Consider the following 25,874-nt stretch of genomic DNA (forward strand, 5'->3'; position numbering starts at 1 on the left):
TTGCCGCGCTTAGGGCGAGGGCTTCGCCACCTGCGGCAGGCGCACCACCACGAACGCCTCGACGACCGTCGCCTGTTCGAAGCCCTCGACCTCCACGCGCCACTCGTACAGCCCGGGTTCCAGCGGTATGCCGGCCGGGATGTTCAACGCGAGCGGCATGCGCACCGACGTTCCGTGGATCGCCCCGGGAGGACGACCGGCCTCCGCCGATGCCTCGAAGGAAATGCGCTGCGGGCCCTGCGTTCCCACCACCGTCACCGGCTCACCGTCGGTGGTCAACAGCTGGCAGGTCAACTTGTGCGGCTTGTTGGTCTCGTCCCAGTCGATATCGAGGAACAGCACCAACGCGAAAGGGGGAGTGGGCGTTTGGCATTGCCGCCAGCCCAACCCGAGGGCGTGGACCTTGCCGGATTGGGCATCGGCCTGGGCCGCATCCGCAAGAAACAGGCTGATCTTCATGCGTCGGCCGAAGCCACAATCGATCGTTCGGTCCTCACCGCGACATCCAACCCCTCCCGTGGCCGATCCTCACGAGATCGTAGCCTGCTCGCGTGGGCTGGATCCGCCTGGTGCCGGGCCGGAGGCGGGGACTTTCCGGAGGCGGGGGACTTCAGTGTCCCGCGGTGTCAGGCGTTGTCGTTCTTCGGGGCGGGGGCGTCTCCGCTGGTCAGCTTCTCCGGGCAGTAGGCCTGGGCCGCAAGCGCCGTGAACTTGGCGGCGCCGTCACCCTGGAACCCCGGGTTCTTCTCCTGCAGGTTCTGGACGATCTCGGCCCCGTCCATGCCGTTGTCGGCCAACGTGCACACCGACTTGCCCGCCGTCACCGCGCGGTCCGGGCTCAGGTAGACCAGCCCGGCCTGGTTGAGCGTGTTGAGGAACGCCTGATCCTTGCTCGTCAGGTCCGCGTGGGCGGGGGCGGCCGCGCCGATCGCCACGGCGATGCCGGCCAGTAGCAATGCCTTCTTCATAGTTTTGTGATTGTTCCAAAGCGGCGCGGGGCTCGGGCCAACGGGACTTTAACGGAACCTGGACGGCACCTACCCGCCAGATGAAATACCGACCCGCCAGATGAAATAACGACCCCGCCAGATGAAATAGCGACGGGCCTATTCGGCGGGCGGCAGTTGCCGCGGACCCTCGGGCGCGCCGAGCCGACGCGGGCTTTCTCGCTCGACAAGCTCCAATCGCGCGTCGCGCTCCGCGGACCCGAGTGTTCGGCCGCTCGCGCCTTCCGTCGGCGTGTCCGCCAAGGCCGCATAGCCCGTGGCGCCTCCGCGCCACGAGGCGATGCGGCCCTCCGGGACGGCGGCCTCGGCGGGCTCCGATTCCCGCGGCGGCCGGCCCGCAGAGCTTTCGGAGTCGATCGTCACCTTGCGCGTGCGCCTGAACGAGAAGGTGATCTCCTCGACCTCTTCGAACACCTGGCGCGCGGTGCGCAGCGGCGCGGTCGTGTTGTCGATCACTCGTGCGACGAAGGGCGGCACCAGGGGCCGAACCCAGCGGGCCGCGGCCCTGGTGGCGTCCGGCAGCGACGGGATCAGCGGGGTTGCCCGCTCCTCGTGCCGCTCGATGTCCGCCGCGCGCCCGGGCGGCGCCGGCAGGTTTTCCGGCGTACGCACCTCGTCGCCCGGGTCCGCGGGAAGCGCGGCGACCGCGCGACTGGCGGCGGCCTCCGCCTCGGCGGCGATGGGCAGATACATGTCCTCATCTGTCGGCTCGACATCGCGCGACGACGACGCGGGCAGCGCACTTTCGAGGGCATCCTCGACCCGGCGCCGTTGCCGCGCGCGATCGATCTCGATCTGCGCCTCGACGGCGAGCCGGGCCTGGGTGAGTTGGTGTTCGGCCCAGAGGATTTCGGCCTCGCGACGCACCTCGGCTCGCTTGATCGCGATCGCGGTGTCGGCCTCGAGCTCGGCGCGTTCGCGCTCCGCGCGCGCCCTCACCCGGCGATCGTGGGTGGTCTGGCCGCGCCACAGCCCGAGGATGAGGGGCAGCAGGTAGAGCAGCGCGCACGACGCGTCGGTGGCCAGCCTCAGCGACAACGCCCCGGCATCGGCGGCCGTGAGGCCGTTCATTGCGACCCAGCGAACCCCCAGGCCGCGGCCGGCGCCGGCGACCTCGGTCCGGCGCGCCTCGTCGACGGCGCGCTGCGCACCCGAGACCCGGGCGTCCAACTCGGGCGACTGGCGGTCGCGTGCCGCCACCGCGTCGTCCAGCTGCCGCTGCGCGTCGGCGAGAAGGTCGTTGGCCGTGCGTGTTTCAGGCCCAACGCCGGGCACGCCGGTGATCTGCGTCTGCGGGCAGGCCGGGGTGGGGTGGTATTCGCAGCGCGCCACGACCAGGGCCCGGTCCTGTTGCTGGCGGGCGTCGTCGACGGCCCGGTCCAGGGCACCGCGCGCGTCTCTGGCCTGCCGCAGGGCGGCCGACGCCTGCGTGACCGCCGGCGCCGACTCGGCGGTGCGCAGGGCCGCTTCGTCCAGGCGGCGATCGATGGCGCTGGAGAACACCGCGAGCGCGGCGAGCTCGCCGACCACGACCCCGACCAACGCCGCGACAGCCGCGCGCCCGCCGAGAGCCCCGCGCCCGCGGCCGGGCCCACCGGCCGTGGCGCGGGTGATCGCGCCGACCAGCACGCCGAACGCCAGGGTCAACGGAAGCACGACCGGCGCGGACCAGCCCGTCGACTCGCCCAGGGCGAGGCCGGCGACCGCCCAGGCGACCGCCCCTCCAACCAAGACGATCGCACCGGCGACGGCATGGGCGGATCGTTCGTGGTCCTCGCCAAGCTCGCGCCGGTGCCCGCCGCCGAGCCAGGTGAGCAGGCCCTCGACCCGGGCCGGGGCCCGGGACGCGGTCGAGCCGGACTCAGTGTTTTCGTGGGCGCCCATCAAACTCCAACACCTCCAAACCATCAGCGTCCCAGGGCACCGGCCGACACACCGAATTGAACGGCCCGGCTGTGGTGGGCTTCACACGCGGGGGATGGGCGCGGCCGGCCGAGCCGTGGTAACCGCCGTGGTCAGCTACCGTCGATCCCCGCTCGGCTGGGGCCGAATTTCCTGCGACGCGGGCGGATCAGCGACCGTTCGGTCGGGCGACATGAGACGGTATAAGCCTATGCAAAACCATGATTATGTCACCTACGAGGAATTCGGTCGCCGATTCTTCGAGGTCGCGGTCACGCCGGAACGCGTCGCCGCCGCATTCGCCGACATCGCCGGCAACGAGTTCGCGATGGAGCCGATCGCTCAGGGGCCCGGCAAGATCGCCAAGGTCAGCGCGAACGTCAAGATCGAGGACCCGCGGGTCACCCGTCGGCTGGGCGACACCATCACGTTCGTCATCCACATCCCGCTGTCGATCGACCTGCTCCTGGACCTGCGGCTCGACAAGCAGCGCTTCAAGGTGTCCGGGGACATCGCCCTGCGGGCCACCGCCCGCGCAGCCGAGCCGTTGCTGCTGATCGTCGACGTCTCCAAACCGCGGCCCTCCGACATCACCGTCAACGTCTCGTCGAAGTCCCTCCGCGGCGAGGTGCTGCGCATCCTGGCGGGCGTCGACGGGGAGATCCGGCGCTTCATCGCGCAGTACGTCGCCGAGGAGATTGACGCGCCGGCCTCGCAGGCCGCCCAGGTCATCAACGTCGCCCACCAGCTGCAGGAGGCCTGGCCGTAACCGACCCGGGTTTCCGGTTCGACGCTCTCGGGTACCAACGGTTAAGGCCCGCACTGTTGATCGCACCGTCGCGCCCGGGCTCCCAACCCACCGTCTCAGGAGGAGTGACAGTTGGCACGCGTAGACGTTTCCATGTCGTCGGGTCTGGACCCGGAAGCCGCCTGGAAGCTGGCCTCCGATCTGCGTCGCTTCGACGAGTGGATGACGATTTTCAACGGCTGGCGCGGGGAGGTCCCGTCCACCATCCAAGAGGGCACCTGCGTTTCCTCGTGCATCAAGGTCAAGGGTTTCCGCAACGTCGTCCACTGGCAGGTCACTCGGTACGACGAACCGAAAGAGATTGAGCTGCAAGGCCGTGGCCGCGGGGGAGTCCGCATCGGGGTCGCGATGAGCGTCGACGGCAACTACGAGGGGTCGGAGCTGCACCTCACCGCCGACATCCGCGGTGGCGTTCTCAGCGGACCGGTCGGCGGGTTAGTGGCCCGGATGCTGCGTAGCGACGTGCGCCAATCCGTGAACAACCTCGCCGCGCTGCAATGACGGTGCCGCGGTTGCGGCGGCCCGTCACCGCGCCGGGCGGCTGACCACCCAATCCCGTTCGGCCTGCCGAATCCGCCTGCGGTCCATGGACAGCCAGGCCAATCCGGCGCCGAAGCCCAGCAGGGCGACGATCCCCGCGGTGACACCCGCCCCGGCATCACCGAGCGCGAAGTTCACGACGCATACAACGAAAGCCAGCGCCGCGGCGGCGACTATCAGCAGTCCCGGCGTTTGCGGGGAGTCCATCGTCCCGTGGGCCGCCTCGCGGTCGACAGGGCTGCGCGTGATGTGCCCCATGGGGGCCTCCTCTGCTGTCGCTTCCGTTCGTCCGGTCCGATCGGCTTATGTCGTCCGGCTTATGCCGCTTGACTTACCCCGAATCCCGCCGGAACAAACGACTTCGGGGCCGCGGCGACGCTAGGCCGGGTCGTGCGGGCGCAACCGGCGCACGGGATGGATCTCGATGGCGTTGATCGTCAGGGCCCGTCGGCTGATCCGCCAACCCACATCGGTCAGCGCGTACTCGTCGTCGTAGCGCAAATGCCAGGCCACGTCGGCCAATTCGTCGCCGCGGCGGTTCCAGTGGCGCGCGACACAGACCACGCGCCCCGTGGCGGCGTCCGGCCGCGGGGCGCCGTCGTAGACTTCGCCGACGATCGCGTGCTCGGTGCGCTCGACCGTCGCGACGGCGGCGACGGCGGCGGCGATGGCCTCGAGCCCGCGGTGCCGACGGACGGGTCCGAGCTCGCCCGGGGGATCCGGCACCGCCAGCTCCGCCTCGGCGGTGAAAAGTGCCGCGGCAGTGCGAAATTGGCGATCATCAATGCTGGCGGCGTACCGGTGCACCAGGTCGCTCAGCGCGCCGCGGACGTCGGCAGACAGGTTCATCGGGGGCAGCTCACGAGGGCAGCGACAACCGTTGCGCGCAGGCCGACAGCATATCCTTGGCCTGCTCGATGTCGGCCGTCGGCGGCATACCGAGCACGATCCGGTCGGCCCCCTGTTCGACCAGGCCGCCCGCGCGGTCGGCGTCGATCTTGGTGACCAGGTGACCCAGGGACACCTCCAACGCCTCCGGGTCACGGCCCGCCGCCGCCGCCTCCGCACGCATCAACGCGAGCAGGGCAGCCAGCTCCGGGCCCGCCACACCGAGGGGCTGGAACCCGTCGCCCAACCGTCCGGCGCGGCGGGCCGCAGCCCGGCTATGGCCGCCGATGTGCACCGGAAGATGTTCGGCTGCAATGGGTTTCGGGTAGGACATCACGTCGTCGAAGCTGAAGAACTCACCGTGGTGCGACACGCCCTCGGGCCGGTCGGCCCACAGTGCCCGCAGGACGGCCAGCTGCTCGTCAGCGCGCCGACCCCGGCTGTCGAAGTCCGCGCCACACGCCTCGACCTCCTCCCTGAGCCAGCCGACGCCCACGCACAACCGCAATCTGCCGCCCGACAGCACGTCCACCGTCGCCGCGCGCTTGGCGAGCACAACCGGATGGTGATTGGGCAGCACGAGCACGCCGGTGGCCAAGCCGAGCCGGTTGGTCTGGCCCGCCAGGAACGCGAGCATCTCGAGCGGGTCGGGGATGGGGCAGTCGGACGCCATGCCGACCCGGCCCGACTTGTCGTACGGGTAGACGCTGTCGTAGCGGGTGACCAGGACGGTGTGCTCGGCCACCACGATCGACTCGAAGCCGCACAGCTCGAGGTGGCGCGCGAAGCCCACCATCCACTCGGGGTCCGCGGTGATCCCGTCGGTCACCGGGGCGACGACCGATACCTTCATGGCCGTTCAAACTACAGGGCAGATAGGGCGTGACCGCTTGTGTGGCGCCGAAGGCGTCAGCCAAGCGTCGGCGCGATCGAGGCGCGGAAGGCCTCGGCCAGCGCGGCCGCCCGGCGATCGGTGAAGACGTCCTCGAGCAGCATCGCCCGGCCGTCCGGGCCCGTCAGCGGTACCCGCCAGTTCGGATACTCGTCGGTGGTGCCGGGCTGGTTCTGGGTCCGGCGGTCACCCACCGCGTCGGTCAGCGCGGCCGCCACCAGCCGCGACGGCGTCCGGGCCACGTACCGGTGCAGCGCCAGGACGATCGATTCAGGATCGTCGTCGCCGTCGCCGAGGAGGCCGACGCGGCGCAGCTCGGCGATCCAGGCGGCCAGCTCCGCGCGGCTGGATTCGAGCTCGTCGGCGGCGGGCCGGGTCAGCAGTCCGAGGGCGTCGCGCAGCCGCACATGGTCACCGGCCAGGTAGCCGGTCGTCGGCGGCAGGTCGTGGGTGGTGACCGAGGACAGGCAGTACTCCCGCCAGCGTTCGGCCGGTAAAGGTCCACCGGTGCCGTCGCGATCCAGCTCGAACCACAGGATCGAGGTGCCGAGCACCCCCCGCAGCAACAGGTAGTCGCGCACCCACGGTTCGACCGTGCCCAGGTCCTCGCCTACCACGACCGCCCCGGCGCGGTGGGCTTCCAGGGCGACGATGCCGATCATGGCCTCGTGGTTGTAGCGCACATAGGTGCCCTCGGTGGGCCTTGCGCCGTCGGGGATCCACCAGAGCCGAAACAGTCCGATGATGTGGTCGATCCGCACTCCGCCCGCGTGGCGCAGCACCGCCCGGATCAGCGCCCGGAAGGGCAGGTATTCCCGCTCTTCCAGCCGGTCCGGCCGCCATGGCGGCTGGGACCAATCCTGGCCGAGCTGATTGAACTCGTCGGGGGGCGCCCCCGCGGTCACGCCCAGCGCCAGCACGTCCTGCAAGGCCCAGGCGTCGGCGCCGGCGGGGTGCACGCCGACGGCCAGGTCGTGCATGATGCCCAGCGCCATCCCGGCGCGCACCGCCTGCGACTGGGCCGCGGCCAGCTGCTCGTCGAGCTGCCACTGCAACCAGCGATGGAAGTCGACGACATCCGCGTGCTTCCTGACGAACTTGGCGACCCCCTTGCCGGCCGGCTGCTGCAGCGACTCCGGCCAACCACGCCAGTCGCTGCCATACTCCTCGGCGAGCGCGCACCACGTCGCAAAGTCGTCGAGCGCGCGCCCCTCCCGCTTACGGAACGCCGCGTACGCCAGTTCCCGGCCGGCCGATCGCGGCACCCGGTGCAACAGCTCGAGCGCTTCCCGCTTGGCCGCCCACGCACCGTCCCGGTCGATGCCGTCGAGCCGCCTGGCCCTGCGCTGGACGTCGGACCGCAACCGGCGCACCCGGCTCCGTTTGATCAGGCCGGCGAATTCCGGGACCGCCTCGACGCGCAGGTAGAGGGGATTGACGAAGCGCCGGGAGGTCGGCAGGTAGGGCGACGGCTCCATCGGGGCCGCCGGGCTGGCCGCGTGCAGGGGATTGACCAGCACGAAGTCGGCGCCGTGGCACGACGCCGACCACACCGCCAGGTCGCTCAGATCGGTCAGGTCGCCGACACCCCAGGATCCCCGCGACCGCACGCTGTAGAGCTGGACGGCCAGCCCCCACGCGCGCCGGGCGCCGAGCCGCTCCGGCAGGCCGAGCCAGTCCGGCGTCATGATCAGCGCCGCGCTCGTCTCGATGGCCCCGGACCGCAGGTGCACCCGGTGATACCCGACCGGCAGGTCCGCGGGCAGCACGAAGCTGGCCTCGCCGACGAGGCGGCCGTCCAGGTTGAACGGCGGAGTGAAGTTGTCGACCTGCTCGGCGCACGACCGCACCGTGCCGTCCTCGAGCTGAAGCCACACCTCGGCGGGGTCGCCGTGCGTCACGTGCACCCAGAACTTCGTCGGGGCGCCGGTGCGCCCGACGATCGTCGGCGGCAGCCGGCGCGCCCAATACGCGCGCAGCTCCGCGACCAGCGCGGCGTTGCGGTCACGCTCGCTACCGGCGGCCACGCCGAGGGCCGCGAGCACGGCCGTCAGGGTGGTCTCGGGGACCGGGACCTTCCGACCGGTCCAGTCCTCGTACTCGGTCGCGATGCCATACCTGCGGGCGAGTTCCACCAGCGAGGGCGCGAGCTCCGTCATACCGGTCATCGTCGCAGGGTTCGGCCGTCACGACTCGGTACGCGCGGCATTCTCCAGGCGAGCGCGATTTCGCCCGGGTCACCCGTCGTTTCGCCGAAAGCTGAGATTCGGCAGGACGAGCCGCGCGTTCGCGGCTAGCATGAGACCGGCGAATCCGGTCGGGGGGTCAGTGGGGTACACGAAACTGCAGTTCGGCGGCGCGAGCCGCGGACGGCCCCGTCGGCAACCGGCGACTGGACGAAGCGGCGGGATTCGTGCAAACAGCGAGATGTAATAGAGGCGGAAACGGCGCCGCGTGGCGAGGGTCCCACGGGTGCCTTACGGTTGTCACGGTTGTGGAAGTAAGTCGCGCTTGACTGGTCCGGAGGGACCGTTTGCAGGCGTTCTAGCAGACCGGATGGTGGAATAACGTGGCGGAAGAGAGTCGCGGGCAGCGCGGGTCGGGGTACGGCCTCGGGTTGTCGACGCGGACGCAGGTTACGGGCTATCAGTTCCTTGCCCGCCGAACCGCGATGGCGCTGACCCGCTGGCGCGTCCGCATGGAGATCGAGCCCGGACGGCGGCAGACCTTGGCCGTCGTGGCGTCGATCTCCGCGGCGCTGGTGATCTGCCTGGGCGCCTTGCTGTGGTCGTTCATCAGCCCCTCCGGCCAGATCAACGAGTCGCCGATCATCGCCGACAAGGACTCCGGCGCGCTGTACGTCCGGGTGGGCGACAAGCTGTACCCGGCCCTGAACCTGGCGTCGGCGCGGCTGATCACCGGTCGCCCCGACAACCCGCACCCGGTGCGGTCGAGCCAGATCGCGAGCATGCCGCACGGGCCGCTCGTCGGAATCCCGGGCGCGCCCAACCACTTCGCGCCCAAGAGCCCCACCACCTCGTCCTGGATGGTGTGCGACACCGTGGGCTCGACCGGGGTCGGCGTGCCGTCGGGCGTGACGGTGACCGTCATCGACGGCACCCCGGACCTGAGCAACCACCGTCGGGTCCTGAACGGTTCGGACGCCGTCGTGCTGAACTACGGCGGCGACGCCTGGGTCATCCGGCAGGGACGCCGGTCGCGCATCGACGCCACCAACCGGTCGGTGCTGTTGCCGCTCGGGCTGACGCCGGAGCAGGTCAGCATGGCCAAGCCGATGAGCCGCGCCCTGTTCGACGCGCTGCCGGTGGGCCCCGAACTGACGGTGCCCGAGATCCAGAACGCGGGCGCCGCCGCGACGTTCCCCAATGCCCCCGGGCCGATCGGCACGGTGATCGTCACCCCGCAGATCAGTGGGCCGCAACAGTATTCGCTGGTGCTGGCCGACGGCGTGCAGACGCTGCCGCCGCTGGTGGCCCAGATCCTGCAGAACGCCGGGCCGGGCAACACCAAGCCGGTGACCGTGGAACCGTCGGCGCTGGCGAAGATGCCGGTGGTCAACAAGCTGGACCTGTCCTCCTACCCGGACACCCCGCTCAACGTGATGGACATCCGGGAGAACCCCGCCACCTGCTGGTGGTGGGAGAAGACCTCCGGCGAGAACCGCGCGCGCGTCCAGGTCGTGTCCGGGCCGACGATTCCGGTCGAGCAGAAGGACATGTCCAGGGTGGTTTCGCTGGTGAAGGCCGACAGCACCGGCCGCGAGGCCGACCAGGTCTACTTCGCCTCGGACCACGCGAACTTTGTGGCCGTCACCGGCAACGACGCCGGCGCCAAGACGACGGAGTCGTTGTGGTGGCTCACCGATGCGGGCGCCCGGTTCGGGGTGGACGACACCCGCGAGGCGCGCGAGGCCCTCGGCCTGAAAACCCAGCCCAGCCTGGCACCGTGGGTGGCGCTGCGGCTGCTGCCGCAAGGCCCGACGTTGTCCCGCGCGGACGCGTTGGTGGAGCACGACACCCTTCCGATGGACATGTCCCCTGCAGAGTTGGTGGTACCTAAGTGAAACGTGGTTTTGCACGGCCGACGCCGGAGAAGCCCCCGGTAATCAAGCCGGAGAACATCGTCCTCCCGACTCCGCTGAGCATCCCGCCGCCGGAGGGCAAGCCCTGGTGGCTGGTGGTGGTGGGCGTGCTGGTGGTGGGCCTGCTGATCGGCATGGTCTCGATGACCTTCGCCAGCGGCTCGCACGTCTTCGGCGGCGCCGGCGCCATCTTCCCGATCTTCATGATCGGTGGCGTCGCGATGATGATGTTCGGCGGCCGGTTCGGCGGCCAGCAGCAGATGAGTCGGCCGAAGCTGGACGCGATGCGCGCCCAGTTCATGCTGATGCTCGACATGCTGCGCGAGACCGCGCACGAGTCGGCCGACAGCATGGACGCCAACTACCGCTGGTTCCACCCGGCACCCACCACGCTGACCGCCGCCGTGGGCTCTCCGCGGATGTGGGAGCGCAAGCCCGACGGCAAGGACCTCAACTTCGGGGTCGTCCGCGTCGGCGTCGGCATGACCCGTCCCGAGGTGACCTGGGGTGAGCCCCAGAACATGCCGACCGACATCGAACTCGAGCCGGTGACCGGTAAGGCGCTGCAGGAATTCGGTCGCTACCAGAGCGTCGTGTACAACCTGCCGAAGATGATCTCGCTGCTGGTCGAGCCCTGGTACTCGCTGGTGGGGGACCGCGAGCAGGTGCTGTCGCTGATGCGGGCGATCATCTGCCAGCTGGCCTTCTCGCACGGGCCCGACCACGTGCAGATGATCGTGGTGAGCGCGGACCTGGACGAGTGGGACTGGGTGAAGTGGCTGCCCCACTTCGGCGACCCCCGCCGCCATGACGCCGCGGGCAACGCCCGGATGGTGTACGCCTCGGTGCGCGAGTTCGCCGCCGAGCAGGCCGAGCTGTTCGCCGGCCGTGGGTCGTTCACGCCGCGGCACGCCAGCTCGTCGGCGCAGACGCCGACGCCGCACACGGTGATCATCGCCGATGCCACCGATCCCCAGTGGGAGTACGTGATCAGCGCCGAGGGCATCGACGGGGTGACGTTCTTCGACCTGACCGGCGGGTCGATGTGGTCCTCGGTCCCGGAGCGCACGCTGCGGTTCGACGAGCGCGGCGTGATCGAGGCGCTGCCCCGCGACCGCGACACCTGGATGGTGATCGACGAGAAGCCGTGGTTCTTCGCCCTCACCGACCACCTGAGCATCGCGGAGGCCGAGGAGTTCGCGCAGAAGCTGGCGCGCTGGCGGCTCGCCGAGGCCTACGAGGAGATCGGCCAGCGGGTGGCGCACATCGGTGCCCGCGACATCCTGTCCTACTACGGGATCGACGACCCGGCCGACATCGACTTCCACGAGCTGTGGGGCGCGCGCACCGACACGATGGGCCGGTCCCGCCTGCGGGCCCCGTTCGGTAACCGCTCCGACAACGGCGAGTTGTTGTTCCTGGACATGAAGTCGCTCGACGAGGGCGGTGACGGTCCGCACGGCGTCATGTCCGGAACCACCGGTTCGGGTAAGTCGACGCTGGTGCGGACGGTGATCGAATCGCTGATGCTGAGCCACCCGCCGGAAGAGCTGCAGTTCGTGCTCGCCGACCTCAAGGGTGGGTCCGCGGTCAAGCCCTTCGCCGGGGTGCCGCACGTGTCCCGCATCATCACCGACCTGGAAGAGGACCAGGCGTTGATGGAGCGCTTCCTGGACGCGCTGTGGGGCGAGATCGCGCGCCGCAAGGCCATCTGCGACAGCGCCGGCGTCGACGACGCCAAGGAATACAACTCGGTGCGGTCCCGGATGCGGGCCCGCGGGCAGGACATGCCGCCGCTGCCGATGCTCGTGGTCGTCATCGACGAGTTCTACGAGTGGTTCCGCATCATGCCCACGGCGGTCGACGTCCTCGACTCGATCGGCCGTCAGGGCCGCGCCTACTGGATCCACCTGATGATGGCGTCGCAGACGATCGAGAGCCGGGCCGAAAAGCTCATGGAGAACATGGGTTACCGGTTGGTGCTGAAAGCGCGCACCGCCGGTGCGGCGCAGGCGGCCGGTGTGCCCAACGCGGTGAACCTGCCGGCGCAGGCCGGCCTCGGCTACTTCCGGAAGAGCCTCGAGGACATCATCCGGTTCCAGGCCGAATTCCTGTGGCGCGACTACATCCCGCGCGGGATCAACGCCGACGGCGAGGAGACCCCTGCGTTGGTGCACAGCATCGACTACGTCCGCCCGCAGCTGTTCACCAACTCGTTCACGCCGCTCGAGGTCAGCGTCCAGGGACCCGACGTCGCGACGACTAACGGGTCGAACGGCTCCCACGGGGACCTGCTCGAGCCCGAAGCCGTCGAGGAGGACGAAGAGGGCATCCGGGTGCCGAAGGTCGGCACGGTGATCATCGACCAGCTCCGCAAGATCGACTTCGAGCCGTACCGGCTGTGGCAGCCGCCGCTGAGCCAGCCGGTGGCCATCGACGAATTGGTCAACCGGTTCCTCGGCCACGAGTGGCAGCAGGATTACGGCACCGCGCAGGACCTGGTGTTCCCGATCGGGATCATCGACCGCCCCTTCAAGCACGACCAGCCGCCGTGGACGGTCGACACCTCGGGACCGGGCGCCAACGTGCTGATCCTGGGTGCCGGTGGGTCGGGCAAGACCACGGCGCTGCAAACGCTGATCTGCTCGGCCGCGCTGACGCACACCCCCGAGCAGGTCCAGTTCTACTGCCTGGCATACAGCAGCACCGCGCTGACCACCGTCGCCCGGCTGCCCCACGTGGGTGAGGTGGCCGGTCCGACCGACCCGTACGGCGTGCGGCGCACCGTCGCCGAATTGCTGGCCCTGGTACGCGAGCGCAAGCGCACCTTCCTCGAGTACGGGATCGCCTCGATGGAGGTCTTCCGGCGCCGCAAGTTCGGCGGCGAGCCGGGCCCGGTGCCCAACGACGGGTTCGGCGACGTGTACCTGGTGGTCGACAACTACCGGGCGCTGGCCGAGGAGAACGAGGTCCTGATCGAGCAGGTCAACGTGATCATCAACCAGGGCCCGTCGTTCGGCGTGCACGTAATCGTCACCGCCGACCGGGAGTCGGAGCTGCGGCCGCCGGTGCGCAGTGGGTTCGGTTCGCGCGTCGAGCTGCGCCTGGCCGCGGTGGAGGACGCCAAGCTGGTGCGGTCGCGGTTCGCCAAGGAGGTTCCGGTCAAGCCGGGCCGCGGCATGGTGGCGGTCAACTACGTCCGCCTCGACGCCGACCCCCAGGCCGGCCTGCACACGCTGGTCGCCCGGCCCGCCCTGGCCCGCACGCCGAACAACATCTTCGAGTCCGACAGCATCGTCGAGGCGGTCAGCCGCCTGACGAGCGCCCAGGCGCCCCCGGTGCGCCGCCTGCCCGCGATCTTTGGCGTGCAGCAGGTGCGCGAGCTGGCGGCTCGAGACACCCGCCAGGGTGTGGGCGCTGGCGGGATCGCTTGGGCCATCTCGGAATTGGACCTGTCGCCGGTCTACCTCAACTTCGCGGAGAACTCGCACCTGATGGTGACGGGTCGGCGCGAATGCGGGAAGACGACGACGGTGGCCACGATCATGTCCGAGATCGGCCGGCTGTACGCGCCCGGCTCCACCTCGGCACCTCCGACGTCGCAACCCTCGGCGCAGGTGTGGCTGGTCGACCCGCGCCGGCAGTTGCTGACCGTGCTGGGCTCCGACTACGTCGAGAAGTTCGCGTACAACCTCGACGGTGTGCAGGCGATGATGACCGAGCTGGCCGCCGTGCTGGCCGGTCGGGAACCGCCACCCGGGCTGTCGGCCGAGGAGCTGCTGTCGCGGTCGTGGTGGAGCGGTCCGGAGATCTTCCTGATCGTCGACGACATCCAGCAGCTGCCAACCGGTTTCGACTCGCCGCTGCACAAGGCCGCGCCGTGGGTCACCCGGGCCGCCGACGTCGGCCTGCATGTGATCGTCACGCGCAGCTTCGGCGGCTGGTCCTCGGCGGGCAGCGACCCGATGCTGCGGGCCCTGCACCAGGCGAACGCCCCGCTGCTGGTGATGGACGCCGACCCCGACGAGGGCTTCATCCGCGGCAAGATGAAGGGTGGCCCGCTGCCCCGTGGCCGAGGCCTGCTGATGGCCGAGGACACCGGTGTGTTCGTCCAGGTGGCGGCGACCGAATTCCGCAAGTAGCCGGTCGATGGAGCCGGGGCTGACTTGGTCAGCCCCGGCTCTACCAGCTGAGGGGAAGTTCCTTCAGCGCGAACGTCTTCGACGGGAACTTGATCTCGGGGGAGTAGTCGGCCGGCAGCTCGAAGTCGGGGATCTGCTTCAGCCATTCCGCGACGATGATCGTCAGTTCGATCCGCGCGAGATGGGAGCCCAGGCAGCGGTGCGGTCCACCGCCGAATCCCCAGTGCCGGTGCACCTTTCCGTCCATGACCAGCTCGTCGGTGGACACCGAGTCGCTGCCGTCCCGGTTGATCGCCGCCATGCACAGCCGAACATGTGTCCCCGGTGGCAGGGTCATGCCGCCGATCGTGACGAATTGCGTCGTCACCCGCGGCGCCACCGGCGCCGACGGCTCCAGCCGGACGATCTCTTCGATGAAAACCCGTATCTGCCTGGGGTTGTCGCGCAGCTTGTCGCGCAATTCCGGCCTGCGGGCCAACTCGAACAGGGAGAACCCGATCGCCGCGGTCACCGTGTCCAGGCCTGCCAGGATCAGCAGGTGACTCATGCCCAGCAACTCCAGGTCGGTGAAGTTACCGTCGCTGGCGATCACCCGCGACAACATGTCGGAGCCGGGGTTGTGGCGGCGCTCCTGGATCAGTTTGGCCAGGTAGGCCAGCAGTTCCTCGCCCTTGGCGATGTCGTCCGGGCTCAGATATGGCTTGTCGGCGACGACGGCGTCCTTCAGGGCGATCAGGTGGTCCCGGTCCTCGAGCGGCAGGCCGTAGAGGTCCAGGAACACCTGGAAGGGGTACAGGCGTGCGAAGTCCGCCATCACCTCGCACTCCCCGCGGCCCGCGAAGGCGGCGATCATCTCGGAGGCGTGGCGCTGCAGCACTGGCCTGGACTTACTCAGTCCCTGCGGGCTGAAGAACGGTTGCAAAATCTTGCGGTACCGCGTGTGCTCCGGCGGGTCGAACGCCAGCGGCACCACCGGCAGGGGGTAGCCCGGGGGCTGAAGCGCCAGCCTCGACGAGAAGACCTGCGGGTTGCGCAGCGCGGCGAGCACGTCCTCGCGGCGCGTGAGGTAGTAGTGGCCGTTCATGAAGACGACCGGGCCCGCGTCGCGCAGCGTTTTCCATCCGACGCCCCGATCGGCGGACATCGGAAGCTTGAAGTAGTCGAGCCGCGGTAGATGGAACGTGCCTGGCTGGCTCTCGCCAAGAGTGCTCATGCGCCCTGATCTCCGCTTGTCTGGGTCTCTTTGGGATAAACCACGACTGCGTCGGCGTGCGATGCCGTCGGTCTGGTGGCACACCAATATCGCATGATGACCAGGCCGTCACCACCGGGGGATGACGGGCAGGATCGGCCGACCGATTTCGGGCACCGTCTTCTACACTTTGTCGACGGACTGATCTGCCGATCGATGTGCAAGTCCGGTTCGCCCGTTCTCCAGCCGTCGAAGAAGGAATTCGCGTGAGGGTTCGTCTCGATAAGTCCAGGTGCGTGGGTCATGCCCAGTGTTACGCCGTCGATCCCGACCTGTTCCCCATCGACGAGTCGGGTTATTCGATCGTCGAGGAGCACGAGGTCCGTCCCGAGGACGAGCAGCTCACGCGTGACGGCGTGGCGTCCTGCCCGGAGATGGCCCTGATCATCGAGGACGACTAGCGCCGCGTCCGCCTATCCGGCGCCGATCGCCGAAATTGCCGAGGGCTCGCGCGCCAGTAGCGACCCGCCGGGCGGAAAGCAAACTGGAGTTGAACACTCGGTTGTTCTCAGTGAACGGTGGTTAGCCGGGATTGAACAATGGTGGGCAGCGAGTGAACAGTTGGAATCGCGTATCGGTGTCTCGGATGTCAGCCGCTAATGTCGTTGGCGAGCGACAGTTCCGGCACGAACGAACTGTCGCTCGGTTGCTGACAGCGGGTGTGATTGGTGCTGATAGTGCACGTTGTTCCTGATCAGAAGTCCGGGAATGCTGGTGGTACGCCACCTGACCGGATGCAGCGAACGAGTGCGTTGTTTGCCGCCGACCACTCCTGCAAAAGGTTTGCTGCTCGAAGGTTCGGGCCTGTCGGCAACGTCAGAGAAGGTCAACGAAGCCCCGGTCTCGAAGACCGTTGACGAAGGTCGTGCGCGCGACCGCCACAAGCTCATAGAGTTCTTATATGAGAGCCGAGATCGCCACCGCGATCGCGGCCGACTGAGGAGGACACGGTGTTCGACTTCGGAGCGTTACCGCCCGAAATCAATTCCGGTCGTATGTATGCGGGTCCGGGAGCCGAGTCGATCATGGTTGCCGCGACGGCGTGGGACGCGCTGGCGGCGGAGTTGCAGACCGCGGCCAGCGGCTACGACTCGGTGATCACGGAACTGACGAGCGCCCCCTGGGTGGGTCCGTCGTCGACCGCGATGCTGTCGGCCGTCGCTCCCTACGTGAGCTGGCTCAGTTCGGCGGCCGGCCTGGCTGAGGAGAGCGCCGGCCAGGCCCGCGCGGCCGCGGGGGCGTTCGAGGCCGCCTTCGCGATGACCGTGCCCCCGCCGGTGATCGCCGCCAACCGAGTCTTGCTGATGACGCTGATCGCGACCAACTTCTTCGGGCAGAACACGCCGGCGATCATGGCCACGGAAGCCCAGTACCTGGAGATGTGGGCCCAGGACGCCGCCGCCATGTACGGCTACGCCGCCTCTTCGGCGGCCGCAACCCAGCTGACGCCCTACCCGTCGCCGCCCAACACGACCAACCAGGACGGCACGGCCAACCAGGGGCTGGCGGTTGCGCAGGCGGTCGCCGAGCCCGCCGGCAACTCCGGACAGACCGCGGCGGCGACCACCCAGCTCACGCCCGCCGCCACGGTGCCCAACCTGCTCCAGGAGCTGTCGACGTACACGGCCACCACTTGGCCGTTCTCGATGATCCAGAATCAGATCCAGGACTTCCTGATGTACGGGCTGCCCACCCCGGCCAACAACTGGTTCGGGATTACGCCCGGCCTGTACAACGAGGCGCGGCAGTTCCTGCAGGCCTACTTCGGTGTCGGTATCGCGAACTTCGGCTGGTCGATCGGACAGCAGCTCACGTTCGGTGCGGGTACCACCGCCGGTGCGGGCGGTGCCTGGTTCCCGACGCCGCAGTTCGCCGGCCTGCACCTGGGGGCCATCAGCGGGGTCAGCGCCGTCAGCGGCAACACGGGCAGCGGGGCGCTGCTGGCCAGCGCGGGCTCGGCCGGCAAGGTCGGCGCACTGTCGGTGCCCGCGAGCTGGTCCAACCCGGTGGCCGAGGCGACCCTGGTCAGCGCGGTGTCCGAGGAGACCCCGGCCGCCGGTGCCGGCGGCAGCGGCGCGACCAACGGCCTGCTGCGCGGCATGCCGACCGGCGCCGTCGGCAGGCGCAGCGCCGGGTACGGCTACACGAACAAATACGGGTTCAAGCACAGCGTGCTGACACGACCGCCCTCGGCCGGATGACGAGCCCACATGAACACCAGTTGTCCACCAATGAACAGTTGGCCGCTAAGGAGGCGCGGGCAGATCGGATCCAATTAGTCTCACTAGCAAGCCATGTCTGAATGAATTTCAGCAGCAAGAAGCATTCCTTGAAGGTCACGAGCCTGAGGTAGAGGAGGGATTTTCAATGTCGTTCGTTACCACGCAGCCCGAGGCGCTGGCTGCAGCCGCGGGTACTTTGCAAGGCATCGGCTCGGCGCTCAGCGCCCAGAACGCCGCGGCGGCCGCACCCACCACGGGAGTGGTGCCCGCCGCCGCCGACGAGGTGTCGGCGCTGACCGCGGCGCAATTCGCCGCGCACGCCCAGATGTACCAGGCCGTCAGCGCGCAGGCTGCGGCCATCCACGAGATGTTCGTCAACACCCTGGGCGTCAGCTCGGGGTCGTACGCGGCGACCGAGGCGGCCAACGCGGCCGCGGCCGGCTAGGGGGTCAGGACATGACTATCGACTTGGGTTCGTTACCTCCAGAGATCAGCTCCGCGCAGATCTACGCCGGTCCCGGCTCGTCGTCGCTGATGGCGGCGGCCTCGGCCTGGAACGGCCTGGCGGCTGAACTGACCTCGGCCGCTCTGAGCTATGACAAGGTCGTCACCTCGCTGTCCAGCGAGGAATGGCTGGGGCCGGCCTCGGCCTCGATGGCCGCGGCGGTGCAGCCGTACGTGCAGTGGATGACGACGACGGCCGGCCAGGCCGAGGAGGCCGCCGCCCAGGCGCAGTCCGCCGCGGCCGCCTACGAGACGGTCCTGGCCTCGGTGGTCCCCCCACCGCTGATCGCGCTCAACCGCTCCGAGCTGTCGCAGGCGATGTCGACGAACGTCCTGGGCCAGAACAACGGGATCATCGCGCAATTGGAAGCCCAGTACGCCCAGTTCTGGGCGCAGAACGCGGCGGCGCTGTACAGCTACGCCGGCCAGTCCGCGACCGCGACCAAGGTGACGCCGTTCCAGAGCTCGCCGAACATCGTCAACCAGGCGGGTGTGACTCAGCAGGCGGCCGCGACGGCGGCGGCGGCGACCACCCCGGCCGCGTCGCTTCAGCAGCAGCTGCAGGGCTTCCTGACGCAAATCCAGAGCCAGCTGGGCCTGCTCGCCTCGCCATCCGGGACGAACTCCCTGGTCAATCAGCTGTCGAGCTCTAACCCGCTGCTGACCGAGCTCTGGTTCCTGGTCAGTGGGCAGACCGTGCTGCCGTCCAACATGGGTACCTTCCTGAGCGGCTACTCGAACTACGCGAGCTTCTTCTACAACACCGAGGGTCTGCCCTACTTCAGCGTCGGTATGGGCAACTTCGGTGTCCAGATCGCCAAGACCACGGGCATGATCGGCGGTGCGGCGCCCGCCGCCGCAGCCGCCGTGCCGAAGGCCCTGCCCGGCCTTGGCGGTCTGCTCGGTGGCGGTGCGGCGGCCCACACGGCCGCGTCGATCGGTGGCGCGAGCTCCATTGGCAAGCTGTCGGTGCCGGCGTCCTGGGCGGGCGCCACCAACGCGGTGAGCCACGCCACGGCCGTTCCGGTCAGCTCGATCAGCGCCGCCCCGGAGGCGGCCGGACAGCCGGGCAACCTGCTCGGCGGGATGCCGCTCGCGGGCGTCGGCAACGGTGGCGTCGGCGGTGCCGGACCCCGCTACGGCTTCAAGCCGACCGTCATGGCCCGGCCGCCCCTCGGCGGGTAACCGCTCAGGTTCGGGCGTCCGGCACCGCATGCCGCGGGGGCCGGGCGCCCGTTCGGCGGTGCCATCGGTACAGCACTGGCACATGGCACGGCGGACGGGTGGCGGCACGAGTTTGCAAGGCTTGCGGACAGATCACCCTCGCTCTCGTCATGACGGGCCGGCGCAGGGGTGCTAGCTATCCCGCGCCGTCTTCCCAAGCCGTTCTGCGTGCCTCACGTGCTCGGCAACGCAGGCGACGAATGCTTGACAGGCCGCCGAACGCGCGTGTGGGTGCGAGGTCACAAGGTGCACCTGGCGGCGCATGTCGGCGCCGGCGACCGGGCGCAGCGCTAGCGTGGGATCGTTGTCGGCGCGGGTGCGGGCAACCGATTCGGGCAGCAGGGCGATGCCTAGATTCTTCCGAACGAAATGGATGACCTCGTCGACGCGGGTCACCTCGAAGGCCACCCGCCGGGCAACGCCGGTGAAGCCTCGGTCCGTTTCGTGCCGAAGGCCGTAGCCGGCAGGAAAATCGATGAACGGCAGGCAAGCAAGGTCGGCCAGCGACACCGATGAGTAATGCGTAAGGGCGTGTTCGGCGGGCATGACCGCGATGAGAGACTCGCCGAACAGGCGGGTGAAGGTGAGTCGGGCCGCCGACCCGGACACGTTGGACCCGACGATCGCCGCGTCCAGCTTGCGCTCGCGAACCGCCTCGACCAACACGTCGCTGCCGCCACTGCGCAACGTCACGCTGACGTCGGGGTAGCGCTCGTGGAACGTCGCCATCAGGGTTGCCACGTCTAGGCTTTCCGACGGAACCTCCATCATCCCGACGGTGAGGCGGCCTCCGACCTTGCCACTGAGCGCTTGGGCGTCAGCGGTGATCTGGTCGATGCCGGCCACCACCTGACGGAGCAGCGGCATCAGCGCTTCGCCGGCTGGGGTCAACGAGACTGACCGCGTTGTCCGGTCGAATAATCGCACGCCAAGTTCGTGTTCGAACCGGCGAACTTGCTGGCTCAGCGCGGATTGCACGACGAACATGGCGTCAGCCGCCTTGGTAAAGCTGTTGGCTTCGGCCAGTGCGACCACGTAACGCAGCTGCTGCAGGTTCACGGCGATCAATTATTCACCGCTGATGATAAATCGCATCATATCTATTAACTGGACTCCTTGTTGCGGCGGCTCCAGCATTAGACGCATGGCTACCGACGCGGCACGGGCACCCCGGGTTGCTCGCGGCATCGCAGTGCGCCCGGAGCCGCCACTGGCCAGCAACGACTGCTCGGTCACCGCGGTGCGCGATGACATCACCGCCCAGTTCGAGGCGCTGCCCTTTCTCGGTGAGTTGCGCTGTCAACACAGTCGGGTCGTTGCCGGTTCGCTCGAGGAGGTCATCTTCACCTACACCGTCGGCGGATCGGGCATCGCCGACAGCGGTTGGCTGAAGTTTTGCTTCCGGTACTACTCGGACTGGGACCTGCAGACCACGACGCCCACGGGTCGTGACTTCGCGAGCGCCCGCCTGCTGAGCCGTTCGCTAATCGGCGGCGCGACTGCGGACAGCGCGGCGACCGTACAGCGACTCGCCACCCGCTACGACGTCAAAGGCGGCGAACGGCCCTTTCAGAAGTCACTGTTGATCCACGCTGTGGACGGCTATCTGAGACCCGGCGACGTGATCGAGATCCGGCTCGGCGACCGCCGTTTGGGCGGTCCGGGCACCCGGGTGCAGACATTCGTCGAGGACGCATTCGAGGTACACCTGTTCGTCGACCCCTTGGGCACCTCCCGCATGGCGCACGCCGGCGTGCACCGAATCGCGGTGGTGCCCGGTGAACCCGAACGGGTCGTCGTGCATGGCCCTCGGATCGTCCGCCGCGGCACTCCGACCGCGGAGCTGCACGCGCATCTGGAGGATCGATGGGGCAACACGTGCACCGATGTCGCGGTGACGCTGCGCGCGCAGATCGATGGCGTCACGGTGGCGAGCGCGACGACTCCAGGCGTGGGGTGGTCGTGGGCAGCGCTGCGCGTGCCTGCCGTCACCGCGCGCTTTACAGTCGCGGCCGAGACGGGTACCAACCCGGTCGCGTGCGGTGAAACCGCACTGGACGTCGTCGAGGATTTCCCGTCGCCGCGAGCATACTTCTGCGACCTGCATGTCCATTCCGACGATACCGTCGGAACCCAGAACACCGATTGGAATCTGCGCTACGGCCGCGACATCGGAGCGCTTGACGTCCTCGGCTACACGGCCAACGACTTTCAGATCACCGATGATGCCTGGGACGAGGTCGTCGCGGCCTGCCTAGACATAACGCGCAGCGGTGACTTCGTGTGCTTCCCGGGCGTCGAGTGGTGCGGTACCGCCGGTGTCGGGGGTGACCACAACGTCGTCTTCCTCGGCGAGGACACCACGCTGGCCCGCTCGCTCGAATGGCGCCAAGGCATGGCGAGCACGGTGCCGGCGCCGCAGACCTGGCCTATCACACAGTTGTACGCCGCCTACGAAAAGGATCCCGAGTCTTACCTGCTGATCCCGCATGTCGGGGGACGGCGGGCCATCCTCGACTGGCATCATCCTGAGCTGGAGCGGCTCATCGAAGTCCATTCCACATGGGGAAGCAGCCCCTGGTTCTTGGAGGACGCGCTGCGGCGTGGACTGCGACTGGGCGTCAGCGCCGCCAGCGACGAACATCGCGGCCGGCCGGGAGGCGGCGCGCCCGGAGCGAACATCTTCGGTGGTTTCGGCGGCCTCACCGGCGTTCTCGCCTCCGCGCTCACACCGGGCGACGTCGGTCGTGCGCTGCGCGCCCGGCGCACTTGGGCGACGACCGGAGTGCGCGCGGTGGCGCTTCTGCGCAGCGGCGACAACTGGATGGGCGATGAGTTCACCACTGTCTCAGCCGAATTGCGTGCTGCCTATGCGTTGTATGGCACCACCGGATGGGAAAGCATCGCCGCCTACGACAGTGGCGGCGTCCTGTGGCACCGTGATCTACACGCCGAGTACGGACCATCCGAGCACCTGATTCGTATTCGCTGGGGCGGGGCGCGGCACCGCGACCGCTACCGCTGGGCCACTTGGTCCGGCCGGCTTCGCGTCGAAGGCGCCAGCGTCGACGACGTCAGCCCGTGGGCCATCACCCATCCAGAACAGAACATCGGCGATGACGGGAGTACCGTCACGTGGAACACGATAACGTACGGTTCGGATATCGGTGTGGTGGTGCGGATCTCGGACCTGGACCGCGCGCGAATCGTACTCGACACCAAGGTGCACGAAGAGGACCTGAGCGCCAGCATGACCGTTACCGGGGCCGACCTGATCGCCGACGGGCACCGCGAGCTCGCCCTGGGCGGTCTCAATCTACGGGTCCGCGTCGAACGCATAGCGGAACCGGCCGCCTTGCCGATCACCGTCACCGGGGAGCTGGCAATGCACATTCCCAAGGGCGACAGCGCAGTCTATTTGCGCGCCAACCAGTTCGACGGCCATCAAGTATGGACGAGTCCACTGTTCGCGCACCGGGTGGCGGGACCACGATGAGCTGCCGCGAGAAAGGTCTCACCCGTCGCCTGCACATCGACCTGCTCCGCGTCACGGCCGCCGCTTGTCCGGCATCGACACTCCGTCTGCCCTGACCCGCCGATAGCTCCCGAAGCTGCCGCGCGGCCGCATTGCGTGGGCGGTCGACGCGGCGAGCCCGCCCCTCTCGCGCCTCACCCTGCAAGGAAAACCGTGTTCACCCAACGACCAATCGTCAAGACCGTCTCACTGGTTGCCACCCTGGCCATGGCGATCGTGCTCACCGGCTGCTCGGCCGATGGCACCTCGCCCACGGCGTCGGCTGCGCCGCTACGGTTGGGCTATCTGACGCGCATCACCCATGCCACCGCGCTGGTGGGAATCGCTGATGGTTTTTTCACGGCCCAGCTCGGGCCGCGCGTCAACCTGACCGCGCAACCCTTCAGCCAGGGCACCGAAGAAGTGACCGCACTGCTTTCGGGCCAGCTGGACGCGGCCTACGTGGGCCCCAACCCCGCCTTCAATGGCTGGCAGAAATCGGGCGGCAAAGCCATCAAGATCATCTCGGGCGCCGCGAGCGGCGGCACGTCGATGGTCGTCAAACCCGGCATTACCGGCGCCGCGGACCTTAAAGGCAAGACCGTCGCCGACCCGGCCCTCGGCGGCAACCAGGACGTTAGCCTGCGCGACTGGCTCGCCCGCAACGGTCTCAAGACGAATATCCGAGGAGGAGGTGATGTCTCGGTCAAGCCCACCAGTCCCGAATCGGCGATCGTCGAACAATTCCGCAGCGGACAAATCGCCGGCGCCCTCGACTCCGCACCTTTCGACGTGCAGATGATCAAGGCCGGCGCCGTGCGCTTGTGGTCAGATCCCAGCACCATCACCGTTCTCGTCGTCCGCCAGGACTTCCTCGCGGCCCACCCCGACACGGTGGCAGCGCTGCTGCGCGCGAACGTTCAGGCCAACGACAGGATCGCCACAAAGCCCGAGGCCGCGGCCCAATCGGCCAATACGACGCTGGCGAAGACCCTCGGCAAGGGTCTTGATCCCGACGTGCTCGCCGCGTCATTCCAGGAGACCACCTTCACCAATGATCCTGGAATGGCGTCGCTGCACGAACTGGTCACGAAGGCTGTCGCACTCGGTCTGCTACAGCCACTGGACATCAATGGGCTGTTCGACCCGGAGCCGCTGAACCGGATCCTCGCCGCAACGGGCAAGCCACAGGTGGCCGCGTGACGCACTATCCGCAACCTGTGGAACTCGCCGTGCAGGAACGTGTCGCCCCCAAATCCGCACCGGAAGCGGTGCGGCTCACGAACGTGACCAAGCTTCACGGAACCGGTCGCTCGATGGTCGCCGCACTGAGCGCCCTGTGTCTGTCGGTCGATACGGGGGAATTCGTCTGCATCGTCGGGCAGTCGGGCTGCGGCAAGAGCACTTTGCTGTCACTGATCGCTGGCCTGGATCGACCGTCGTCGGGCGTGATCGACACCGGCGGGCGACGGGTCGCGCTGATGTTCCAGGAACCGGCCCTCTTCCCGTGGCAGACCGCCGCGGCCAACGTTGGCCTGGCCCTGCGGGCCAGCGGGGTCCCGCGCCAGGAGCGGCACGAACGAGTCAGTCGCTTGCTGCGGTCGGTCGGGTTGCACGACTTCGCCGACAAACGCCCGCATCAGCTCTCCGGCGGCATGCAGCAGCGCGTGGCGCTGGCGCGCGCACTTGCCCAGGACGCCGATGTCCTGCTGATGGACGAACCGTTCGGGGCACTGGACGCCCCGACCCGCGATGGCCTACACGAAGAACTCGAGACCATCGTTGCCGAACGAAGCCTGACCGTCGTCTTCGTCACCCATAACGTCGGCGAGGCGGCTCGGCTCGCCGATCGGGTCGTGCTGCTCAGCCCGCGACCGGGTCGTGTCGTCGAAGAGTTCACGGTGCCGCAGCTACGACCCCGCCACGCCAAAACCACGGTGGGCGACGGGTTGGCCGCTCACATCACGGCGCGGCTACATGCCGAAGGTTCCGCCGGCGCAGCCAGCGGGGGAGTGCCATCCGCGGATCACCACCTCACGCCGCCACGGCGCCCCCTTGGCGCTCAAATCAAGTCGACGCTGGCCTCGCTGGGGACGAAGATCCTGGCCGTCGCGTTGGTTCTGGCGGCCTGGCAGCTGGTCTATCTCAGCGGCTGGAAACCGCCGTTCGTGCTACCGGGACCCCAGGTCGTCCTTTACGCCCTGTGGCAGCACCTCAATGAGCCACTACTGTGGCAGGCGATCGGGACCACAATGTACCGTGCGCTGGCCGGGTTCGGGCTGGCACTGCTCATCGGGTCGCTCGTCGGTGCGGTAGTCTCGCGCAATACTTTGCTGCGCAAGGCTTTTGGACCCGTCATCACCGGATTGCAGACTATGCCGGCCATCGCCTGGTTCCCGTTCGCCATCATCTTCTTCGGCCTGCACACCTCGGCGATTCTCTTCGTAATGGTCATCGGTGCAGCGCCGTCGGTGGCTATCGGGGTGATCGCCGGGGCGGACCACATCCCGCCCCTCCTGCTCCGGGCCGCAAAGAACCTGGGGCTGCGCGGACTAGCGCTGTACCGCCACGTCATCCTGCCGGCGTCGATGCCGATGTTCGTCAGCGGCCTGCGCCAGGGATGGGCGTTCGCCTGGCGCAGCTTGATGGCTGGCGAACTGGTGGTGTTGGTGGCCGACACGGCGTCGATCGGGGTTCTGCTGGAGAACGCCCAGAATCTATCCGACATGCCCTCCGCCATCGCCATCATGGTCGTGATCCTGTTGATCGGACTCGTGGTCGACACAGTCTTCACTGCGGTCGACCTGCGCATCCGCCACCGCTGGGGCCTGCTCGAGACGGACCGTCGATGACCTCGCCGCGGCGGGCTGGCGGCAC

20 protein-coding genes are annotated in these 25,874 nt (G+C 68.6%); 11 read left to right on the plus strand and 9 right to left on the minus strand.

What is annotated here, in order from left to right; genetic code table 11:
• Window positions 1-9: 9 nt before the first annotated feature.
• The 3 genes from G6N56_RS03110 to G6N56_RS03120 form a co-directional block, all read right to left on the minus strand.
• Window positions 10-459, minus strand: a complete 450-nt coding sequence (locus G6N56_RS03110; RefSeq protein ID WP_085256738.1) for a DUF6941 family protein — start codon at window positions 457-459, stop codon at window positions 10-12.
• A 167-nt stretch (window positions 460-626) separates the two neighbouring features.
• Window positions 627-968 carry a DUF732 domain-containing protein gene (locus G6N56_RS03115; RefSeq protein ID WP_085256737.1) on the minus strand — a complete coding sequence of 114 codons (342 nt, stop codon included), beginning with the start codon at window positions 966-968 and terminating at the stop codon, window positions 627-629.
• 138 nt (window positions 969-1,106) lie between these two features.
• Entirely contained in the window at window positions 1,107-2,891 is a 1,785-nt protein-coding gene (locus G6N56_RS03120; protein WP_085256736.1) for a DUF4407 domain-containing protein, read from the minus strand.
• Between the two features lie 229 nt (window positions 2,892-3,120).
• Between G6N56_RS03120 and G6N56_RS03125 the strand changes: the two genes are divergently transcribed.
• On the plus strand, window positions 3,121-3,678 hold the full coding sequence (locus G6N56_RS03125; protein ID WP_085256735.1) for a hypothetical protein: 558 nt from the start codon (window positions 3,121-3,123) through the stop codon (window positions 3,676-3,678).
• A gap of 111 nt (window positions 3,679-3,789) precedes the next feature.
• Window positions 3,790-4,218 (plus strand): type II toxin-antitoxin system Rv0910 family toxin, encoded by a 429-nt coding sequence (locus G6N56_RS03130; RefSeq protein WP_180150468.1) that lies wholly within the window; start codon window positions 3,790-3,792, stop codon window positions 4,216-4,218.
• A 24-nt stretch (window positions 4,219-4,242) separates the two neighbouring features.
• Here the strand turns inward: G6N56_RS03130 and G6N56_RS03135 are convergent, their stop codons facing one another.
• The 4 genes from G6N56_RS03135 to malQ all read right to left on the minus strand — a co-directional run bounded on the left by G6N56_RS03135 (window position 4,243) and on the right by malQ (window position 8,196).
• Window positions 4,243-4,506 carry a LapA family protein gene (locus tag G6N56_RS03135; protein ID WP_408632684.1) on the minus strand — a complete coding sequence of 88 codons (264 nt, stop codon included), beginning with the start codon at window positions 4,504-4,506 and terminating at the stop codon, window positions 4,243-4,245.
• A gap of 129 nt (window positions 4,507-4,635) precedes the next feature.
• Window positions 4,636-5,106, minus strand: coding sequence for a nuclear transport factor 2 family protein (locus G6N56_RS03140; protein WP_085256732.1), 471 nt, complete (start codon window positions 5,104-5,106; stop codon window positions 4,636-4,638).
• A gap of 10 nt (window positions 5,107-5,116) precedes the next feature.
• Entirely contained in the window at window positions 5,117-5,998 is an 882-nt protein-coding gene (locus G6N56_RS03145) for an LLM class F420-dependent oxidoreductase (protein ID WP_085256731.1), read from the minus strand.
• Between the two features lie 56 nt (window positions 5,999-6,054).
• Window positions 6,055-8,196 carry a 4-alpha-glucanotransferase gene (gene malQ / locus G6N56_RS03150; RefSeq protein WP_085256730.1) on the minus strand — a complete coding sequence of 714 codons (2,142 nt, stop codon included), beginning with the start codon at window positions 8,194-8,196 and terminating at the stop codon, window positions 6,055-6,057.
• Window positions 8,197-8,606: 410 nt separating this feature from the next.
• On the opposite strand from malQ, the gene eccB reads away from it, so the two are divergent.
• Window positions 8,607-10,121, plus strand: a complete 1,515-nt coding sequence (eccB, locus tag G6N56_RS03155) for a type VII secretion protein EccB (protein WP_085256729.1) — start codon at window positions 8,607-8,609, stop codon at window positions 10,119-10,121.
• Window positions 10,118-14,281 carry a type VII secretion protein EccCa gene (gene eccCa, locus G6N56_RS03160; protein WP_085256728.1) on the plus strand — a complete coding sequence of 1,388 codons (4,164 nt, stop codon included), beginning with the start codon at window positions 10,118-10,120 and terminating at the stop codon, window positions 14,279-14,281. Before eccB ends, eccCa begins: the two co-directional genes overlap by 4 nt.
• A gap of 40 nt (window positions 14,282-14,321) precedes the next feature.
• Here the strand turns inward: eccCa and G6N56_RS03165 are convergent, their stop codons facing one another.
• Window positions 14,322-15,494, minus strand: coding sequence for a cytochrome P450 (locus G6N56_RS03165; protein WP_085256727.1), 1,173 nt, complete (start codon window positions 15,492-15,494; stop codon window positions 14,322-14,324).
• A 245-nt stretch (window positions 15,495-15,739) separates the two neighbouring features.
• Between G6N56_RS03165 and G6N56_RS03170 the strand changes: the two genes are divergently transcribed.
• From G6N56_RS03170 to G6N56_RS03185, 4 genes are all read left to right on the plus strand, one after another.
• Entirely contained in the window at window positions 15,740-15,934 is a 195-nt protein-coding gene (locus tag G6N56_RS03170; protein WP_085256726.1) for a ferredoxin, read from the plus strand.
• 549 nt (window positions 15,935-16,483) lie between these two features.
• Window positions 16,484-17,734 carry a PPE family protein gene (locus tag G6N56_RS03175; RefSeq protein ID WP_085256725.1) on the plus strand — a complete coding sequence of 417 codons (1,251 nt, stop codon included), beginning with the start codon at window positions 16,484-16,486 and terminating at the stop codon, window positions 17,732-17,734.
• Between the two features lie 166 nt (window positions 17,735-17,900).
• Window positions 17,901-18,200: a PE family protein gene (locus G6N56_RS03180; protein WP_085256724.1), complete on the plus strand. Its 300-nt coding sequence runs from the start codon at window positions 17,901-17,903 to the stop codon at window positions 18,198-18,200.
• Window positions 18,201-18,211: 11 nt separating this feature from the next.
• Complete coding sequence (locus tag G6N56_RS03185) at window positions 18,212-19,444, plus strand: PPE family protein (RefSeq protein WP_085256723.1); 1,233 nt, start codon at window positions 18,212-18,214, stop codon at window positions 19,442-19,444.
• A gap of 171 nt (window positions 19,445-19,615) precedes the next feature.
• Here G6N56_RS03185 and G6N56_RS03190 read toward each other — a convergent pair whose 3' ends face one another.
• Entirely contained in the window at window positions 19,616-20,542 is a 927-nt protein-coding gene (locus G6N56_RS03190) for a LysR family transcriptional regulator (protein WP_085256722.1), read from the minus strand.
• Between the two features lie 85 nt (window positions 20,543-20,627).
• Between G6N56_RS03190 and G6N56_RS03195 the strand changes: the two genes are divergently transcribed.
• The 3 genes from G6N56_RS03195 (at window position 20,628) to G6N56_RS29930 (ending at window position 25,849) form a co-directional block, all read left to right on the plus strand.
• Window positions 20,628-22,979 carry a hypothetical protein gene (locus tag G6N56_RS03195; protein WP_085256721.1) on the plus strand — a complete coding sequence of 784 codons (2,352 nt, stop codon included), beginning with the start codon at window positions 20,628-20,630 and terminating at the stop codon, window positions 22,977-22,979.
• 192 nt (window positions 22,980-23,171) lie between these two features.
• Complete coding sequence (locus tag G6N56_RS03200) at window positions 23,172-24,200, plus strand: ABC transporter substrate-binding protein (RefSeq protein ID WP_232069201.1); 1,029 nt, start codon at window positions 23,172-23,174, stop codon at window positions 24,198-24,200.
• Window positions 24,197-25,849, plus strand: a complete 1,653-nt coding sequence (locus G6N56_RS29930) for an ATP-binding cassette domain-containing protein (protein WP_232069202.1) — start codon at window positions 24,197-24,199, stop codon at window positions 25,847-25,849. Before G6N56_RS03200 ends, G6N56_RS29930 begins: the two co-directional genes overlap by 4 nt.
• Window positions 25,850-25,874: the final 25 nt, after the last annotated feature.

The sequence above is a fragment of the Mycobacterium saskatchewanense genome (assembly GCF_010729105.1).
In the GTDB taxonomy this organism is placed as follows: domain Bacteria; phylum Actinomycetota; class Actinomycetes; order Mycobacteriales; family Mycobacteriaceae; genus Mycobacterium; species Mycobacterium saskatchewanense.

Excerpts from the sequence above, each read along its gene's own strand:
- G6N56_RS03180 (WP_085256724.1), top strand. The coding sequence starts at position 17,901 with ATGTCGTTCGTTACCACGCAGCCCGAGGCGCTGGCTGCAGCCGCGGGT.
- G6N56_RS03185 (WP_085256723.1), top strand. The coding sequence starts at position 18,212 with ATGACTATCGACTTGGGTTCGTTACCTCCAGAGATCAGCTCCGCGCAG.
- G6N56_RS03120 (WP_085256736.1), bottom strand. The coding sequence starts at position 2,891 with ATGGGCGCCCACGAAAACACTGAGTCCGGCTCGACCGCGTCCCGGGCC.
- G6N56_RS03115 (WP_085256737.1), bottom strand. The coding sequence starts at position 968 with ATGAAGAAGGCATTGCTACTGGCCGGCATCGCCGTGGCGATCGGCGCG.
- G6N56_RS03140 (WP_085256732.1), bottom strand. The coding sequence starts at position 5,106 with ATGAACCTGTCTGCCGACGTCCGCGGCGCGCTGAGCGACCTGGTGCAC.
- G6N56_RS03195 (WP_085256721.1), top strand. The coding sequence starts at position 20,628 with ATGGCTACCGACGCGGCACGGGCACCCCGGGTTGCTCGCGGCATCGCA.
- G6N56_RS03125 (WP_085256735.1), top strand. The coding sequence starts at position 3,121 with ATGCAAAACCATGATTATGTCACCTACGAGGAATTCGGTCGCCGATTC.
- malQ (WP_085256730.1), bottom strand. The coding sequence starts at position 8,196 with ATGACGGAGCTCGCGCCCTCGCTGGTGGAACTCGCCCGCAGGTATGGC.
- G6N56_RS03145 (WP_085256731.1), bottom strand. The coding sequence starts at position 5,998 with ATGAAGGTATCGGTCGTCGCCCCGGTGACCGACGGGATCACCGCGGAC.
- G6N56_RS03165 (WP_085256727.1), bottom strand. The coding sequence starts at position 15,494 with ATGAGCACTCTTGGCGAGAGCCAGCCAGGCACGTTCCATCTACCGCGG.
- G6N56_RS03110 (WP_085256738.1), bottom strand. The coding sequence starts at position 459 with ATGAAGATCAGCCTGTTTCTTGCGGATGCGGCCCAGGCCGATGCCCAA.